Source organism: Pseudomonas sp. MF6396 (assembly GCF_002018915.1).
GTDB classification, from domain to species: Bacteria; Pseudomonadota; Gammaproteobacteria; order Pseudomonadales; family Pseudomonadaceae; genus Aquipseudomonas; species Aquipseudomonas palmensis.
The window spans coordinates 1-16,850 of the sequence record NZ_MVOK01000034.1 but is presented as its reverse complement, the minus strand read 5'-3'; the positions used below and the strand labels follow the sequence as shown (position 1 = coordinate 16,850).

The window sequence follows — 16,850 nt, the reverse complement described above, 5'->3', positions numbered from 1 at the left end:
CCCTGCCCGGCCCATCGCTCGATGGGCCTGCTTTTCCTCTGGCCGGCAAAACCCTATACAATGTGGGTTTTCTGCACGTAGTCCTGAGGAACCGTAGTGAGCACTTTGCCACCCTGCCCCAAATGCAACTCCGAATACACCTACGAAGACGCCAGCCAGCTGATCTGCCCCGAGTGCGCCCACGAGTGGTCGGCCAGCGGTGAAGCCGAAGCGGCCAGCGACGAAGCGGTGAAGAAGGATTCGGTGGGCAACGTCCTGCAGGACGGCGACACCATCACCGTGATCAAGGACCTCAAGGTCAAGGGCACCTCGCTGGTGGTCAAGGTCGGCACCAAGGTCAAGAACATCCGCCTGTGCGACGGCGACCACGACATCGACTGCAAGATCGACGGCATCGGCCCGATGAAGCTGAAATCGGAATTCGTGCGCAAGGTCTGACCCCTGCCTGCCCGGGGCTGCACTCGCAGCCTCGACCCTACCGCCCGGCGGTAATCGCAAGAAAAATCCAATAGTCACTTGCTATTTTGATAATAAGAATTATTCTCATTGGACGCTTTCAAGGAGAATAGCCATGACTTATCTGATAGACGCCTGGCTTGACCGCCCCCATCCGTACCTGCGCATCCTGCACCGCGAAACCGGCGAGGTATGCGCCGTGCTCGAAGAAGACGCGCTGGGCGAACTGCGCGACCAGGGCGACCTGGATCTTCACGGGTTGAATTCGAGCGAGCCTGTGGTGCTCAAGGAGCTGGTGAGGAATCTGTTCCTGTTCTGCTATGCCCGGGCGTTGCGCCCTGGGGGTGGCGCGCAGTGGAACTGAAAACGCTTCGCCGGCAAGGCCGGCTCCTACACGGGTACGCGCTGACCCTGTAGGAGCCGGCCTTGCCGGCGAAGAGGTATTACAGTACGTCCAGCAGCTCGACGTCGAACACCAGCACGCTGTGCGGCGGGATGCTGCCAACGCCCTGGGCGCCGTAAGCCAGCTCGCTCGGTACGTACAGGCGCCATTTGCTGCCCGCGTTCATCAGTTGCAGGGCCTCGGTCCAGCCAGCGATCACGCCGCCGACCGGGAATTCTGCCGGCTGGCCACGCTCGTAGGAGCTGTCGAACACGGTGCCGTCGATCAGGGTGCCGTGGTAGTGGGTGCGCACGCTGTCTTCACGGCTTGGCTTGGCGCCTTCACCGGCAGTCAGTACTTCGAACTGCAGGCCCGAGGCCAGGGTGGTGATGCCGTCACGCTTGGCGTTCTCGGCCAGGAAGGCCTTGCCTTCGCCAGCGGCCGCTTCGGCCTTGGCAGCCGCTTCGGCCTGCATGATTTCACGGATGACCTTGAAGCTGGCCGACAGGTCTTCTTCGCTGACGCGGCTGGCCTGGCCATTGAAGGCGTCGGTCAGACCGGCCAGGATCGCGTCCAGGTTGACGCCCGGTGGCGGGTTGTCACGCAGCTGGCCACCCAGCTGACGGCCAATGCCGTAGCTGACGCGGGTTTCGTCGGTGGACAGGTTGAGTTCGGACATGTTTCTGCTCCGCTACAGGGCGCACAAAAGCCGCGCCCGCTGTGAAAAGGGCAAGCAGCCTAGCACACTGCGGCAAAGCAGTTCAGCTACCAGGCAGTACGTCGCGGCATCGGCACCTTGAGGTCTTCTTCGGGGGTGCCGTGCAGGCCGCACATCTCGTCCTGCACCGACCAGTGCACCAGGTGCAGCGGCACGGCGGGCAAGCCATTGAGCAGACGCTGGCCATCGACCACCGAGTGCACCTTGAGACGTACCCCCTTGGCATCCAGCAACGGGTGCGCCTTGCCCTTGACCCGGGCCTCGAGCACGAAGTCCCCCCCTTCGATGGCGATCAGGTTCAGTTCGTCCACCCGGCCGGCCCTGGCCTCGCTGTTCAGTTCATGCAGGTTCATTGCGATACCTCGCTACTGGAACATTCCACAGGCCGTTCATTTTTTGTACAGCATCGACCAAAGCACAAGCCAGAAACGCAACCGCCCGTCCGTTATGCAACGGACGGGCGGCTGAAGGCGTGATACCCCGCAGGTCAGTGCTTGGTCATCTTGTCCAGGTAGCCCATGGCGAACGCCGAGACCACGAAGGTCATGTGGATGATCACGTACCACATCAGGTACTGGGTCTCGATGTTGCGCGCGTCCATGAACACCCGCAGCAGGTGGATGGAGGAGATCGCCACGATCGAGGCGGCCACCTTCATCTTCAGCGAGGAAGAGTCCATCTTGCCCAGCCAGTTGAGCTTTTCGGTGCCTTCGGCGATATCCAGCTGCGACACGAAGTTCTCGTAGCCGGAGATCATCACCATCACCAGCAGGCCGCCCACCAGGGCCATGTCGATCAGCGACAGCAGTACCAGGATGAGGTCGGACTCGGCCAGCGAGAAGACGTTGGGCAGCACATGGAAGATCTCCTGAAAGAACTTCAGCGCCAACGCCAGCAGCCCCAGGGACAGGCCAAAATAGATGGGTGCGAGCAGCCAGCGCGAGGCGTACATCGCATTTTCGATAAAGCGTTCCATTGAGCAGATCACCAGGTGGCTGGAAAAAAACGAGCGCGAGTATAGCAGCCACCTGTGACAGGAAAAGCCCGCGACACGCTGCCACAGGCCGGAGGATGAACGGTCGGCTCAGGTGTCGGGGTTGGACTGCAGGTCACCCACATGATGAACCCGCTCGCCGTTGATGCGACGCAGCTGCGCCTGCAGGTGCACGCACCAGATCTGCGGGTCGTCGGCCACCTGGTAGCCGTGCAGGGTCAGGCTGTCGACAATCGCGCTGAGCACCGACTCGGCCACGAACGGCCCGTGAAACGGCCCCTGGGCCTTGATCGCGGAGGGTTGCTCGCCGGCCATGCCGGCGGCGAACAGCAGTGTCCACATGCCGGTGTCACCGGCCAGCGGGCGGATACGGCACTCAATGCGGGTCACCAGGCCCAGGCATTGACGGGTAAGGCTGAGGGTACGCGGCATGGCGACGGTCCTCGGTGAGGCGTTGCGTAGCCTGTGGCCAGGCTGGTTTCGATCCTTTTGCGCACGACGGTCCATGCCTTGAGGATAGAAGAAATCCGCCGGCGACAAGCGGTCGGCGCCGAGCGGTCATGTGCCGTGCGCCGAACTGCCCCCTTCGCCGGCAATGCCGACTCCCACATGTAGGAGCCGGCATTGCCGGCGAAGAACCCACCGCGGTCAGGAAGGCTTCACCTGCGCCAACGCCTCTTCGGCCTGCTCCTTCTCGGCTTCCTTGAGGTCCTCTTCGCTGATCATCTCGGCAATCACCCGCAACCGCTCGACCACCCGCGCATTGATGCTGCCCTCGGGGAACTCGCCCTCCTCGTTCGGCTGCCCGGCCGGCTCGCCCACCAGCAGGCTCAGGGCCTCGTCGGCCTGACTGACTGCGTACACATGGAATTGCCCGGCGCGCACCGCCTGCAGCACGCGCTCGTCGAGCATCAGCGTGGCCACGTTGGCCCGCGGGATGATCGCGCCCTGCTCACCGGTCAGGCCACGAGCCTCGCACAGGCGGAAGAAGCCCTCGATCTTCTCGTTGACCCCGCCCACCGCCTGCACTTCACCGAACTGGTTGATCGAGCCGGTGATCGCAAAGCACTGCTTGAGCGGGGTTTTCGACAGGGCCGAGATCAGCGTGCAGGCCTCGCCCAGTGATGCGCTGTCGCCATCCACATAGCCGTAGGACTGCTCCAGCGCGATGCTGGCCGAAATGGCCAGGGGGAACTCCTGGGCATAGCGGCTGCCCAGGTACCCGGTGAGGATCATCACGCCCTTGGAGTGGATCGGCTGGCCCAGGTTGACCTCACGCTCGATATCCACGATGCCGCTGCCGCCCGGGTACACCGTGGCGGAAATCCGCGCCGGCACACCGAACGCCGAATCGCCCACCTCCAGCACGGTCAGGCCATTGCACTTGCCCACCGCCGCGCCTTCGGTGTCGATCAGGATGATCCCGGCCAGCATGTCGTCGAGAATCCGCGCCGATACCCGCCCGGTACGCGTGGCCTTGGCCTTGAGCGCCCGCTCGATGTGCCCGGCATCGGTCATCTCGTCGTTGGCCAGGTGGCGAATGAAATCCGCCTCGCTGACCAGCTGGAACAGGTCGCCGATGCGCGCCGACAGGCGCCCCTGGTGCTCGGCCAGGCGGGCGCTGTAGGTGGCCAGGCGCGCCACCGCATCGGCGGTCAGCGGGGCCATGCCCTCCTCGCTGGTGCGGGTCTTGAGCAACTGGGCGAACTGCTCCAGGCTCTCCTCGACCATGGGAATGTCTTCGTCGAAGTCCACCAGCACCCGGAACATCTCCTGGAAGTCCGGGTCGTGGTCCTGCAGTGCATAGTACAGCTGGCGGGCGCCGATGATGATCACCTTGACCTGCAGCGGGATCATCTGCGGGGTGAGGGTCACGGTGGCCAGGCGACCGAACTCGCCCAGCGGCGACTCCATCTTCAGCTTGCGCGATTGCAGGGCGCGCTTGAGCGCATCCCACACGAACGGCTCGCCGAGCATCTTCTCGGCTTCCAGAATCAGGAACCCGCCATTGGCGCGGTGCAGCGCCCCCGGGCGCAACTGGCGATAGGTGGTGTACAGCGCGCCCTGGTCGTTGCCGTATTCGATGCGGCCGAACAGGTTGTCATAGGTAGGGTGCGGCTCGAACACCACGGGCGCGCCGCCGCTGGCGTGATGGCCGACCACCAGGCTGGGGGCGTACTGCTCTTCGAGCATCTTGCGCGCCACCGCGTCGGTCTTGCTGTCGTCGACCAGTTGCTCGACCACGGTGCGCAGCAGGTTGACCTGCATGGCCTGCAGGTAGGCGCACACCGCAGCGTTTTCGGCGTATTTCTCCGACAGCGGGGCCAGCAAGGGCTGCAGGGCCAGGGTGATGGTTTCTTCGTTGAGCTGGCGCAGCTGGTTGTTCGACTCGCGCTTCCACTGCGGCAGGCTGGCGAGCTCTTCGTTGAGGCGCTCTTCCAGCGCGGCGATGTCCTCGTGGAAGCGCTCGCGCTCGGCCTCAGGCAACTGGGCGAACTCGGCCTCATCCAGCGCCTTGCCATCGGCCATGGGGGTGAAGGCGACGTTGCTGCTGTCGCGGTACAGGGCCACGTCCTTTTCCAGCGAGGCGCGCTCGATCACATCCAGGGCACGGTCGTAGCGCTGGTTGAAGGCGCGGTCGATGGCGCTTTTCTTCTGCTGATAGGACGGGTGCTCGAACACCGCCGGAAAGGTCGCCAGCAGGTTGTCGATCAGGCCCCCGATATCGGCGATGAAGGCCCCGGCACTGCCGGCCGGCAGCTCGAACGCCTTGGGCTCGCGGGGCTCGTCGAAGTTGTTGACGTACAGCCAGTCGGACGGCGTCTGCAGGCGCTTGCCTTCTGCCTTGAGGTAGCGCTTGACGAACGAGAAGCGGCCGGTGCCCGGCTCGCCCATGACAAACACGTTGTAACCGGGGCGTGGCATGGCGACGCCGAACTGCAAGGCTTCGACTGCACGTTCCTGGCCTAGCACACCGCGAAAGGGCTCCAGATCATTGGTGGTGGAAAAATCGAACTGTTCAGCGGAAAACGGCCGGGTCAGGGCTTCGGGCGCAAGACGCAGGCTCGCAGCAACAGGATCGGGCATCGGGCTTCCTTACTTCGGCGGGGCGGATGACGGCATTCTGGCGCCGCCTGCGCCCGGCTTGCAAGGCTCTTCAACGCTTTAGCGCGCAGGGTCGAAAACCTGCTCCGCGTCAATTATTTCAAGCAATCTTTTGCAATTAATCACGGAACCCTTAGATCGTGCCTAAACTCCAAACTGCGCGGCTGGGTAAACAACCGACCCGTCCTGGCAACTAGTCCTACAGACATGCCAGATAACCCTGACCTTTGGTTTGAACATCAGAAAGAGAACAATGCTATGAAACGGATTCTTCTGGGTACTCTGTTCACCGCGGTTTCGCTCAACGCCATGGCCCAGGCGCCAGGCGGCCCGGACTGCGGCTGGGGCAACATGCTGTTCGAGGGCCAACGCGGCACGCCGGCTCACTTCCTCGCATCCACCACCAACGGTACCTCGGGCAACGCCACCTTCGGCATGACCTCGGGCACCAACGGCTGCTCCACCAATGCGTCGCTGACCTATGGCGGCAAATCCTGGTTCGCCATGAATGGCATGATGAACGAGCTGTCCGAAGACATGGCGCAAGGCCAGGGCGAAGCACTGACCACCTACGCGGTGGTACTGGGCGTCGCACCGGAAGACCGTGCGCACTTCGCGGCCGTGACCCACCAGCACTTCCAGGAAATCTTCACCACAGCCGACGCTACCGCTGAAGATGTTCACACCAACACCCTCGCCGTCCTGAAAAGCGACGCCCGTCTGGCCAAATACGCAACCCCGGCCTAAGCTCGGCACACCCGCCCCGACCACGGGGCGGGTTTGTTTGCCCGCCTCTATCGGCATCATTCAGACGTAGTTGCCCGACATGCTCAAACGCCTTGCCTACCTGGCGCTCTGTGCCTGCGCCCCGCTGCACGCTGCCACCGTGCTGGACGATGCTCGTCTGCACGCACTGGCCAACGACCGCTACTGGATCTCCCTGGGCCATTACGAAACCGCCAAGCTCGGCGGATGGCGCAGCTACGTGGACGACCCCAAATTCTTCCTGGCCAAGGACGGTGCGCACCACCCTGACCAGGAACTGCGCGCCACCTATGAGGCGCTGTACGCCCCGGCCAGCCTGGGCGACCAGCACGCGCAATGCGTATTCCCGGCGCGCACCCGCTGGCTGCGCGAGCAGTTGCAGCTCACCGACCTGCCGGCGCCGGACTGCAAGGCCTACACCCAGTGGTACTCGGATGTGTCGCCGCACAGCGCGGTGATGATCTTCCCGGCGGCCTACCTGAACAGCCCCTCGTCGATGTTCGGGCACACGCTGCTGCGTATCGACCAGGCCGACGTGCAGAGCGACAACACCGCACTGCTGAGCTACGCGATCAACTTCGGCGCCTACATCGAGGGCAACGACAACAGCATCCTGTATGCCTGGAAGGGCCTGATGGGCGGCTACCCCGGCCTGTTCGCGCTGGTGCCCTACCAGGAGAAGCTGTCCGAGTACCGCAGCCTGGAAAACCGCGACCTGTGGGAATACCGGCTGAACCTCACGCCCGAGGAAACCGGGCGCATGGTCGAGCACATCTGGGAACTCAAGCAGATCCAGTTCGACTATTTCTTCTTCGACGAAAACTGCTCGTATCGCCTGCTCGAACTGCTGCAGGTGGCACGGCCGAGCCTGGACCTGACCTCGCAGTTCCCGCTCACGGCGATCCCCACCGACACGGTCAAGGCGGTGAAACAGTCCGGGCTGGTGGCGCGTACCGACTACCGCCCATCGCGCGAGCGCGAGCTGCTGGAGCGGGCCAAACCGCTGGACCATGCCGAACAGCAGCAGGTGCTGGCCGTGAGCGCCGACACCGCGCAACTGCAGAGCCCCGCCTTCACCGAGCTGCCGCGCGAGCGCCAGGCGCTGGTGCAGGACGCCGCCTATCGCCTGGAGCGCTACCGCGCCAATGGCCTGGAGCGCGACCCGGAGCGGGCCAGGCGCAGCTTCGAGTTGCTGCGCGCGATCAATCGCAACCCGCCACCGCCGTTGCAGATCGAACGCCCCGGGCTGCCGGAGGACGGCCACGAGTCGCGCACCTGGCAGCTGGGCGTGGGTACCCGAGAAGACCGGGCCTTTGCCGAGTACGGGCTGCGCATGGCCTATCACGACCTCAACGACAACGCCTACGGCTTCCCGCTGGGCGCGCAGATCGAGATCCTGCAACTGAAGGTGCGCCAGTACGAACACAACGACTGGCAGGTGCAGCGCCTGGACCTGGCCACGATCCGCTCGCTGACGCCGCGCAACGACCTGCTCAAGCCGTGGTCGTGGCAGGTGGCCGGCGGGTTGGAACGGGTGCTGGGCAAGCATGAGAACGAGGTGCTGGTCAGCCATGTGAATGGCGGCGCCGGGGGCACCTGGCAGTTGGGCGAGGACATGCTCGGGTTTGCCCTGGGCACGGTGCGGGTGGAGCACAACAATGACTTTGCCGGGTTCATCGCACCCGCGGCAGGGTTCAACACCGGCGTGCTGTGGCGCAACGGGCTGGGCAACCTGAGCCTGGAGGCCAAGGGCGACTACTTCACCAATGGCGAGGTCCGCCGCAGCCTGAGCCTCAACCAGCAGTGGGAACTGTCGCGCAACCTGGGCCTGCGCCTGAGTGCCAGGCGCGAGTTCAGCCAGCTGGCGACGGCGCAGAACGAGGTGATGCTCGAGGTGAAGTGGTACAACTACTGAAGTCATCGCGGGTCAAGCCCGCTCCCACAAGGGCAGTGAGAAACCTTGTGGGAGCGGGCTTGATCCGCGATGCGATCCAATTGTTTGACATCTTTTTGACCTCTCTTGCACACACCAGCACCTAGACTTCCCCCCAACAGGTGGAGAGTTCGAACATGCGCGGGCACTGGGTACTGGTGGCAATGATGCTGGGCGGTTGCGCCAGCACCCACGATCAACTGATCGAGCAAGGCTACCCTGCCCCCTACGCCGACGGCTTCCAGGCCGGCTGCAGCAGCGGCCACCAGGCCGCAGGCGTGATGATGGGCGAGTTTCGCAAGGACGTGCCGCGCTATCTGCACGACCGCCAGTACGAGACCGGCTGGGACGACGGCTTTCGCCAGTGCCAGGCCATGCAGCAGAGCCAGGACCAGGATACCTACCGCAGCCGCCACTGGGACGAGCGCGACCAGCAGTGGCAGCAAGAAAAGGACCGCGACGCCGCCCGCGCCTATCGACGCCAATAGGTCGCCCTCGAACATTCGATGCAACCGGTGACCGCGCATCATGGTCTTCCTACAAAGGAGGCCAACCATGAGCCGAGCATTCGTCAACGAAGACCAGGCCGCCGATCAGGCCAATCAACCGGTAGAGCGGCGCATCAGCGAACAACCCAACCACGTCACCGCCCAGGGCCTGACCCTGCTCAAGCAGCGGGTCAGCGAACTGGAGACCCTGCGCAGCACGCTGCTGGGCGACCCCGACAAACAACGCCTGGCCGAGGTCGAGCGCGACCTGCGCTACTTCAGCGCCCGCGTGCAGAGCGCCCAGGTGGCCGCACCCGCCACCTCGCAGAGCAAGGTGCAGATCGGTAGCCGGGTTGTGTTTGTCGATGAAGAAGGCCGCCAGCATGAAGTGCAACTGGTCGGCGAAGACCAGGCCTATGCCGCCAGTGGCCTGATCAACTGGGGGTCACCCCTGGGCCGGGCACTGCTGGGGGCAGCGCCCGGTGACGAGGTGCTGTGGCGACGACCGGCGGGTGATCAACTGATCGAGGTCATCGCCATCGAGCCGCAGACCTAGACCACGCCCTGGGCCAGCATGGCGTCGGCAACCTTGACGAAGCCGGCGATGTTGGCGCCCTTGACGTAGTTGATGCGGCCGTTCTCTTCGCCGTAGTACACGCAGGCATGGTGGATCGACTGCATGATGTTGTGCAGCTTGCTGTCAACCTCGCCGGCCGTCCACAGCAGGCGCATGGCGTTCTGCGACATCTCCAGGCCGCTGACGGCCACGCCGCCGGCGTTGGAGGCCTTGCCCGGGGCGAACAGGATGCCGGCTTCGATGAAGAGGTCCACGGCGTCCAGGGTGGTCGGCATGTTGGCGCCTTCGGCCACGCAGATGCAGCCGTTGCGCAGCAGGGTGCGTGCGTCTTCGGCGTCCAGCTCGTTCTGGGTGGCGCACGGCAGGGCGATGTCGCAGGCCAGGCTCCATGGGCGCTGGCCGGCGCGGAACTCCAGGCCGAACTCGCCGCCCAGCTCGCTCAGGCGGCCGCGCTTGACGTTCTTGAGCTCCATCAGCGCATCCCACTGCGCATCGTTCAGGCCGGCTTCGCAGTACAGGGTACCCTCGGAGTCGGAAAGCGAGATGACCTTGCCGCCCAGGTCCATGACCTTGCGCGCGGCATATTGCGCCACGTTGCCGGAGCCGGAGATGGCCACACGGCGACCGTCGATGCGCAGGCCGTCGCGCTTGAGCATTTCTTCGGCGAAGTACACGCAGCCGTAGCCGGTGGCTTCGGGGCGAATCAGGCTGCCGCCGTAGTTCATGCCCTTGCCGGTCAGCACCGAGGTGAACTGGTTGGCCAGGCGCTTGTACTGGCCGAACAGGAAGCCGATTTCGCGACCACCTACGCCGATGTCACCGGCCGGCACGTCGAGGTCGGCGCCGATGTGGCGGTACAGCTCGCTCATGAATGCCTGGCAGAAGCGCATGACTTCGGCGTCGCTCTTGCCCTTGGGGTCGAAGTCCGAGCCGCCCTTGCCGCCGCCCATGGGCAGCGAGGTGAGGGAATTCTTGAGTACCTGTTCGAAGGCCAGGAACTTCAGCACGCCGAGGTTCACCGAAGGGTGGAAACGCAGGCCGCCCTTGTATGGGCCGATGGCGCTGCTCATCTGGATGCGGTAGCCACGGTTGACACGCACCCTGCCCTTGTCGTCGACCCACGATACACGGAACAGAATGGCCCGCTCCGGCTCGACCATGCGTTCGAGAATACCGGCCTGCAGGTAGTGCGGGTTGGCTTCGAGGAAGGGCCACAGGCTGCGCAGTACCTCTTCCACGGCCTGATGGAACTCGGGCTGGGCAGGGTCGCGTTTTTGCAGGCGTGCGAGGAAGTCTTCGACGGATTCGATCATTTAGACATTCACCAGATAGAGTTGGACTTATTAGTTTTTTCAGGACTTTACCAAGAACCGCTCGCACCGCAACAGGGCAAAATGTCGTTTTTATGGAAATAAATGGTGCATTTCTATAAATGTATACACCTTCGCCGGCAAAGCCTGCTCCTACAGCAGGCCGCACAACCCTGTAGGAGCCGGCCTTGCCGGCGAAGGATTCACCCGGATTCCAGGCAAAAAAAACGGGGCCCGAAGGCCCCGTTTCAGTGCAAGACCGTGAAGGTCATGCCAGTTTCTTGTGCCGTACCCGGTGCGGCTGGGCAGCGGCTTCACCCAGGCGCTTCTTGCGATCGGCTTCGTACTCGGTGTAGTTGCCTTCGAAGAACACCGCCTGCGAATCGTCTTCGTAGGCCAGGATGTGGGTAGCCACACGGTCAAGGAACCACCGATCGTGAGAGATCACGATAGCGGCGCCCGGGAAGTCCAGCAGGGCTTCCTCCAGCGAACGCAGGGTTTCGACGTCGAGGTCGTTGGACGGTTCGTCGAGCAGCAGCACGTTGCCGCCCTCTTTGAGCGTCAACGCCAGGTGCAGGCGGCCACGCTCACCACCGGAGAGGTCCTTGACGAACTTCTGCTGGTCGCCGCCCTTGAAGTTGAAGCGCCCCACGTAGGTACGCGCCGGGATCTCGTAGTTGCCGATGCGGATCTGGTCGGAACCGTCGGAGATCTGCTGGAACACGGTCTTGCCGCCGTCCAGGTCTTCGCGGCTCTGGTCGACGCAGGCCAGTTGCACGGTTTCACCGATCTCGATGCTGCCCGAGTCCGGTTGCTCCTTGCCCATCAGCATGCGGAACAGGGTCGATTTACCGGCGCCGTTACCGCCGATCACACCGACAATGGCGCCTTTTGGCATGCTGAACGACAGGTTGTCGATCAGAACGCGGTCGCCGTAGCCCTTGGTGACGTTCTTGAACTCGATGACCTTGTCACCCAGGCGCGGGCCGGCCGGGATGTAGATCTCGTTGGTTTCGCTGCGCTTCTGGAATTCCTGCGACTGCATTTCTTCGAAGCGTTGCAGACGCGCCTTGGATTTGGACTGGCGGGCCTTGGCGCCTTTGCGCACCCATTCCAGTTCTTCCTTCATGGCCTTTTCATGGGCCGACTGCTGCTTGGACTCCTGGGCCAGGCGGTCCGACTTGGCTTCCAGCCAACCCGAATAGTTGCCCTCGTAAGGAATACCGGCGCCGCGGTCGAGTTCCAGAATCCAGCCGGCGACGTTGTCCAGGAAGTAACGGTCGTGGGTAATAGCGACCACGGTGCCCGGGAAGTCGTGCAGGAAGTGCTCCAGCCAGGCGACCGAGTCGGCATCCAGGTGGTTGGTCGGTTCGTCGAGCAGCAGCATGTCGGGGGCCGACAGCAGCAGGCGGCACAGGGCCACGCGGCGCTTCTCGCCACCGGACAGGTGTTCGACCTTGGCGTCCCAGGCCGGCAGGCGCAGCGCGTCGGCGGCGACTTCCAGCTGGCGCTCGAGGTTGTGACCGTCGCTGGCCTGCAGGATCGCTTCCAGCTTGGCCTGTTCGGCGGCCAGCTTGTCGAAGTCGGCGTCCGGGTCGGCATAGGCGGCGTAGACCTCGTCCAGGCGGGCCTGGGCGTCCTTGATCACGCTGACGGCCTCTTCGACCACCTCACGCACGGTCTTGGTAGGGTCCAGTTGCGGCTCTTGCGGCAGGTAGCCGACATTCAGATCGGGCATCGGACGCGCTTCGCCGTCGAACTCGGTGTCGACGCCGGCCATGATTTTCAGCAGGGTGGATTTACCCGAACCGTTGAGGCCGAGCACGCCGATCTTGGCGCCGGGGAAAAAGGACAGCGAAATGTTCTTGAGGATTTCCCGCTTCGGCGGCACAACTTTGCTCAGCCGATGCATGGTGTAGACGTATTGAGCCAAAACGTGAGCTCCAGTAAGTAGGTCAATCAAAGGAGCTGATTGTAGACACAATTGGGTACCCCGGCCATCGTCGCGACTGGCGGTGCGGCCGGGGGGGAAAGTGCACGTTGCGGGCAATGCCTAGCTGATGACTGCGCCCTTGGGGCCACTGGCGATCAGCGCGGCGCCGCAGGCGGTCTTCATGCCATCCAGCGCCACGGGCGTACCGCCGACGCTGTAGGTGCTGCTGCCCTCGGCAATGGGAAATACCCCTTTGCACAGGGGGCAACTGACGCTGTGCCCTACCCCGGCAATCGGCTTGCCATTGAGGTTGGTGTTGGAAAAGGCTTCGAGTACCACGCCACCGTGGGTGGTGGCATCGCCCAGGCGAACAATGTCTTTCATGAGGTGGGTCCGTCCTTGTGTGATGGGATGTATTACGTGTGGAGGTGCAGGCCTTTGCACTCACGTCCGATGGTGCCTGATTGGAAGAGGGCTGAACATCAACATGCCGTTGCATGTCGTGGGAACGCGGGCGTCATCGAGCGGGTATCACGCTGGGCTGCCCAGATCCTCATAGTCGCTGTCAAACATTCAAGCCATCCAGGGCTACTGATGATCGTTAAGGAGCAGGATCAACGCTACTCAGCCACTGCTCAAAGTCATCCGCAACACGGCGGGCACTGCCCGTTTCATGATCCCACAACACCACGGCAGGTTCGCCTGAGGCGCCTCGCGCGTCATAATCGAAGCAATAATAATCACCTGTTCCAAACTCTGCGAAGGGCAACAGCGGTGCAAAACGCTCAGGCGATTGCGAGAAATTTTCCAGCCACGCCTGCCACCCTGACGTGTAATTTCGGACGATCGAGTCCCAGGTCTTCCTCGGGTCTCGGCTGTCGAACACGGGAAACACCACCAGGCCACCCAGTGACCGTCCATTGTTGGCAAGCAGCCAGCGGGAAAAGGATGTGGGGAACGTTCTGTTCAGGTCCTTCTCTGCAGAAGCGATTGCAGAAAGCGTTGTGCCGATGACACGCGTTTTTGACATTCGGTTTCGAAATCCATCACTGGAGGCTACAAGAATCCCGCGTTGAGCACTGTATTGGTGGCCCTGACTCACGTCCAGAAGATCATCGTGCAGCAAGTAGTGATTCAAGCAGGTTTTCAACACGTCTGAGGACACTGCGCTGTCCTGCGAATATGCCAGATCGGTAACACCCTGAAACGGCTCCATCATGTAACAGAATTTGAGATCCAACTCCTTGGCACGCTATGGCCTGGTCGATCACGCCGCATGAGGTCGCTTGTATTTTCGTTCACATGCCAGTAACTGCTTTAACCTGCGCCACGTCCGAGCACAAAAAATACAACTCACTCAACCTCAACCACCTCGACAGTATCGCCAGTTATGTAGCAAGAACCGTACTTTCTAATTTCTTCAAGAGAAGATGGATCATTTGGCCCGTAATCACCATCCACCTCAACACACCACACCTCACCGAATTTCAAAAGCTTGACACCAGAGCATACAACATTTGTTTGCCCACCAGAAAATGTAGAACGAACTTCGTCAACGTGAGCAACAATCACCCTGACCCTTTTCCATACATTCCCCTCAATCCTGTAATCACGGGCGCAGAATTCGATATGCACAGAAAGCGTACCGTCCCCCAAAAATTCATACTTAAAATAGTTCATTACTCCATCATTGAATCGATCAAATCCGTCAACAAGCCCAACTGCGTCTTCATTAAACATTTCAACCACCTAATGGCTGCGAAGGCTTGGTGCCAGGTGGAATAATACTCCAACCGTCTGGAACCTTGCTTGGGTGAACATGTACCGCGCCGGATCCATGTGCACTCTTGAAGTTACCGGGAGGATCTAGAAGGTGCCCATGACCTGACGCAGCTGTACCGTGCCGCGTAAACTCACACTAAAAGTGTTCACGATACCATCGTGAAATCGACCCAATCCTCCAGCAAACCTAACTAACCCTTCCAGTTAATCTGAAAACAATTTTAACCAGCCACTCCCAAACAGCATCCGACATTAAGCCGCTACGTTATTCATCGACCTCCAGCACTTCCACCCTCTCCCCCAGAACGTAGCACGTACTGTAGCCTCTAATTGCCTCCAGCGATATAGGGATATCACCAAAGTCTCCATCGACCTCAACACACCATTTACCATCAAAATTCAATAGCTTCACACGAGAGCAAATAACATTAAAAGCACCCGCCTCGAACACAGACCGCACCTCACTGACACCATCAATAATTATTCGAACAGTTCGCCACACATCACCTTCGAGCTCATAGTTCCTAGCATACACATCTATTTTTATTCTCAATGCATCCGCGTGAAAAAAATCATATTCAAATGATTTGATAAAACCATCATCAAAACCATAATAGTCATCGAATATTTTACTTGCTGCTTCGTTAAGCACTTTAACCTCTTATCGGTTGTGATGGTTCAGCCCCCGGGGGGGAATGACGCTCCATTCTTTAGGGACTTGGTTTGGCGGAATGTGAACCGCACCCGGGCCATGCCCGCTTTTGATATTTTCAGGCGGAGACAACCGTATCGGAGCCTTGCGCAGAGCATGTGCCACAGATGCTTAACCGCCACCTGCATCACCACCCACGTACCAATTACTTCTCTTTAATCAACTTCGGAAAGAGCAGCTTAATACCTTTAAAAAACACCTTTACTTCGAACTCAAACTACCGGAATCGAGTGCCCCAAATTCCTCACCACCAAACACTCAACGAAAGCATTATCACTCAAATCTGATGCACTCAAATAATTTATCAACTCTTCACACCAACTTACTTCAGCCGCAATAAACATACCAACATCTTCCCCCAACACATCAATTGCGTCAAAAATTTTTTCAACCACAAAACGTGCCATCTCTCTATTTTTTTCCACTAAATATGAAATACAGTAGGACGTACTGATTATTGCACACTGGGCTTGATCGGCCAGTTCATCATCATAATCTTCTGTATCCGGGATAGCGAAATACACCCTATTGTAAATTAACTCCAACCGACTCTTCCCCCCACCTTCAAGAAGTTCAAATAACTCCCTCAGCGCATCCGAATTAGCATTAACACCACCCAAGTATTTTTTGCAAAACTTATCATATATACCCTCCATCCTTTGAGCGCCTAACAAACAGAACAAAGCAATTTTCTCATCTGGCAACCCAAACAACAAATCATAGCTAAATTTCATTACAGCCTCCGCTTACTTTTCTTTCCAGTAAAAGGTGTATCAGTAGTCACTTTTCCATCTCGCATCATGGTTTCACAGTCCAAGCATACTCCCCTGTTAGCATCCACATGAGTAGCTCCAGCATTGATAAGGGTTTCCTCAGCATGTCCAACTCCATTTACAACAGCCAAACCTTTTTCCTCAGCAAATTCCCGTTGAACTCTTGGGACTTTCTTATCACTTGGCGCTATCCCCATACTGCCGTCAGGCATCACCCCGACAGCAGTGGACTTAAATCTTTGCGCTGTAGGATCCAGCACCGCGTGTGCGTCATCTGCGAGTTGTCGGGTGGGGCCATCAAACGGTTGCGCTTTGGCGTGCGCTCCAGCGACCGCGTCAGTTCGTGGTGCTTGTCGTCCAGCAGTTTGCCGGCCGGGTCGAAGGCGAAGGTCTCCACCCCCAGCCGGCTGGGGGCCTGCAACAGGCGGCCAATCGGATCGTACTGGTAGGCCAGATGACCACGACGGGTGTCGTGGATGTCGGTCAGCTGGCCTACCGCGTCGTACTGATACTCACGCTTGAGCAGGGTCGATTTGCCGTCCTGGCTGCCCAGCAGCTGTTCCTGCAGGCGCCCCGCCGGGTCCCACGCCTGAGTCTGGCTCAACCTGTTGCCCTGATGCCGCACAACCTCGCGGTGCAGGTCATCGCGCTCGTAGGCCAGCAGCTCATGGTGATCGACCGTCATGCCCAACAGATGACCGCTACCGTAGGTCAGCCAGCTGACCTTGTGCCCGTCCGGACGAGTGGTGGAGGTACGCAGGTTGAGGGCGTCGTACTCGTGCTGCCACACCGCGACCATCGGGGTGCCGGTGGCCAGGTAGTGCTGGTGTTCACGAACGAGGTTGCCGGCCTCGTCATGGAACCACTGCAGTTTGCTCGCGGCGTTGATGGCCTGGATCAGCCTGCCGTTGCCGTCGTAGGC

18 protein-coding genes and 1 pseudogene are annotated in these 16,850 nt (G+C 60.7%); 6 read left to right on the top strand and 13 right to left on the bottom strand.

Annotated features, from left to right (window positions below):
• Window positions 1-96: 96 nt before the first annotated feature.
• Both MF6396_RS24975 and MF6396_RS24970 read left to right on the top strand, forming a co-directional pair.
• The gene (locus tag MF6396_RS24975; RefSeq protein WP_043860219.1) at window positions 97-438 is read left to right on the top strand and encodes a zinc ribbon domain-containing protein YjdM; all 342 of its coding nucleotides are present in this window, start codon (window positions 97-99) and stop codon (window positions 436-438) included.
• Window positions 439-571: 133 nt separating this feature from the next.
• Window positions 572-820, top strand: coding sequence for a PA4570 family protein (locus tag MF6396_RS24970; RefSeq protein ID WP_043860218.1), 249 nt, complete (start codon window positions 572-574; stop codon window positions 818-820).
• A 79-nt stretch (window positions 821-899) separates the two neighbouring features.
• On the opposite strand, the gene MF6396_RS24965 is transcribed toward MF6396_RS24970, so the two are convergent.
• The 5 genes from MF6396_RS24965 to MF6396_RS24945 all read right to left on the bottom strand — a co-directional run bounded on the left by MF6396_RS24965 (window position 900) and on the right by MF6396_RS24945 (window position 5,637).
• Window positions 900-1,517: an FKBP-type peptidyl-prolyl cis-trans isomerase gene (locus MF6396_RS24965; protein ID WP_043860217.1), complete on the bottom strand. Its 618-nt coding sequence runs from the start codon at window positions 1,515-1,517 to the stop codon at window positions 900-902.
• An 86-nt stretch (window positions 1,518-1,603) separates the two neighbouring features.
• Entirely contained in the window at window positions 1,604-1,909 is a 306-nt protein-coding gene (locus MF6396_RS24960; protein ID WP_043860216.1) for a DUF6482 family protein, read from the bottom strand.
• Between the two features lie 134 nt (window positions 1,910-2,043).
• Window positions 2,044-2,532: a TIGR00645 family protein gene (locus MF6396_RS24955; protein ID WP_043860215.1), complete on the bottom strand. Its 489-nt coding sequence runs from the start codon at window positions 2,530-2,532 to the stop codon at window positions 2,044-2,046.
• A gap of 108 nt (window positions 2,533-2,640) precedes the next feature.
• The gene (locus tag MF6396_RS24950) at window positions 2,641-2,982 is read right to left on the bottom strand and encodes a PA4575 family protein (RefSeq protein WP_043860214.1); all 342 of its coding nucleotides are present in this window, start codon (window positions 2,980-2,982) and stop codon (window positions 2,641-2,643) included.
• A 216-nt stretch (window positions 2,983-3,198) separates the two neighbouring features.
• Window positions 3,199-5,637: a Lon protease family protein gene (locus MF6396_RS24945; protein ID WP_043860213.1), complete on the bottom strand. Its 2,439-nt coding sequence runs from the start codon at window positions 5,635-5,637 to the stop codon at window positions 3,199-3,201.
• A 276-nt stretch (window positions 5,638-5,913) separates the two neighbouring features.
• On the opposite strand from MF6396_RS24945, the gene MF6396_RS24940 reads away from it, so the two are divergent.
• The 4 genes from MF6396_RS24940 to MF6396_RS24925 all read left to right on the top strand — a co-directional run bounded on the left by MF6396_RS24940 (window position 5,914) and on the right by MF6396_RS24925 (window position 9,397).
• Window positions 5,914-6,402 carry a DUF3015 domain-containing protein gene (locus MF6396_RS24940; protein ID WP_043860212.1) on the top strand — a complete coding sequence of 163 codons (489 nt, stop codon included), beginning with the start codon at window positions 5,914-5,916 and terminating at the stop codon, window positions 6,400-6,402.
• Window positions 6,403-6,481: 79 nt separating this feature from the next.
• Window positions 6,482-8,335 (top strand): Lnb N-terminal periplasmic domain-containing protein, encoded by a 1,854-nt coding sequence (locus tag MF6396_RS24935; RefSeq protein WP_043860211.1) that lies wholly within the window; start codon window positions 6,482-6,484, stop codon window positions 8,333-8,335.
• A 155-nt stretch (window positions 8,336-8,490) separates the two neighbouring features.
• Window positions 8,491-8,841, top strand: a complete 351-nt coding sequence (locus MF6396_RS24930) for a hypothetical protein (RefSeq protein WP_043860210.1) — start codon at window positions 8,491-8,493, stop codon at window positions 8,839-8,841.
• 67 nt (window positions 8,842-8,908) lie between these two features.
• The gene (locus tag MF6396_RS24925) at window positions 8,909-9,397 is read left to right on the top strand and encodes a GreA/GreB family elongation factor (protein ID WP_078481773.1); all 489 of its coding nucleotides are present in this window, start codon (window positions 8,909-8,911) and stop codon (window positions 9,395-9,397) included.
• On the opposite strand, the gene gdhA is transcribed toward MF6396_RS24925, so the two are convergent.
• From gdhA to MF6396_RS24895, 8 genes and pseudogenes are all read right to left on the bottom strand, one after another.
• Window positions 9,394-10,731 (bottom strand): NADP-specific glutamate dehydrogenase, encoded by a 1,338-nt coding sequence (gene gdhA, locus MF6396_RS24920; RefSeq protein WP_043860208.1) that lies wholly within the window; start codon window positions 10,729-10,731, stop codon window positions 9,394-9,396. The two genes, MF6396_RS24925 and gdhA, sit on opposite strands and share 4 nt — an antisense overlap.
• Before the next feature lie 265 nt (window positions 10,732-10,996).
• Window positions 10,997-12,661: an energy-dependent translational throttle protein EttA gene (ettA, locus tag MF6396_RS24915; RefSeq protein ID WP_043860207.1), complete on the bottom strand. Its 1,665-nt coding sequence runs from the start codon at window positions 12,659-12,661 to the stop codon at window positions 10,997-10,999.
• 120 nt (window positions 12,662-12,781) lie between these two features.
• Entirely contained in the window at window positions 12,782-13,045 is a 264-nt protein-coding gene (locus MF6396_RS24910; protein ID WP_054916267.1) for a PAAR domain-containing protein, read from the bottom strand.
• Between the two features lie 217 nt (window positions 13,046-13,262).
• Window positions 13,263-13,901: an SMI1/KNR4 family protein gene (locus MF6396_RS24905; RefSeq protein ID WP_238596474.1), complete on the bottom strand. Its 639-nt coding sequence runs from the start codon at window positions 13,899-13,901 to the stop codon at window positions 13,263-13,265.
• A 113-nt stretch (window positions 13,902-14,014) separates the two neighbouring features.
• Complete coding sequence (locus MF6396_RS28530; RefSeq protein ID WP_146094998.1) at window positions 14,015-14,401, bottom strand: hypothetical protein; 387 nt, start codon at window positions 14,399-14,401, stop codon at window positions 14,015-14,017.
• A 307-nt stretch (window positions 14,402-14,708) separates the two neighbouring features.
• Complete coding sequence (locus tag MF6396_RS28525) at window positions 14,709-15,095, bottom strand: hypothetical protein (protein WP_153046116.1); 387 nt, start codon at window positions 15,093-15,095, stop codon at window positions 14,709-14,711.
• Between the two features lie 272 nt (window positions 15,096-15,367).
• Window positions 15,368-15,889, bottom strand: coding sequence for a hypothetical protein (locus MF6396_RS24900; protein WP_078481772.1), 522 nt, complete (start codon window positions 15,887-15,889; stop codon window positions 15,368-15,370).
• Window positions 15,890-16,139: 250 nt separating this feature from the next.
• Window positions 16,140-16,850, bottom strand: a pseudogene (locus tag MF6396_RS24895) (hypothetical protein); the annotation flags it as partial.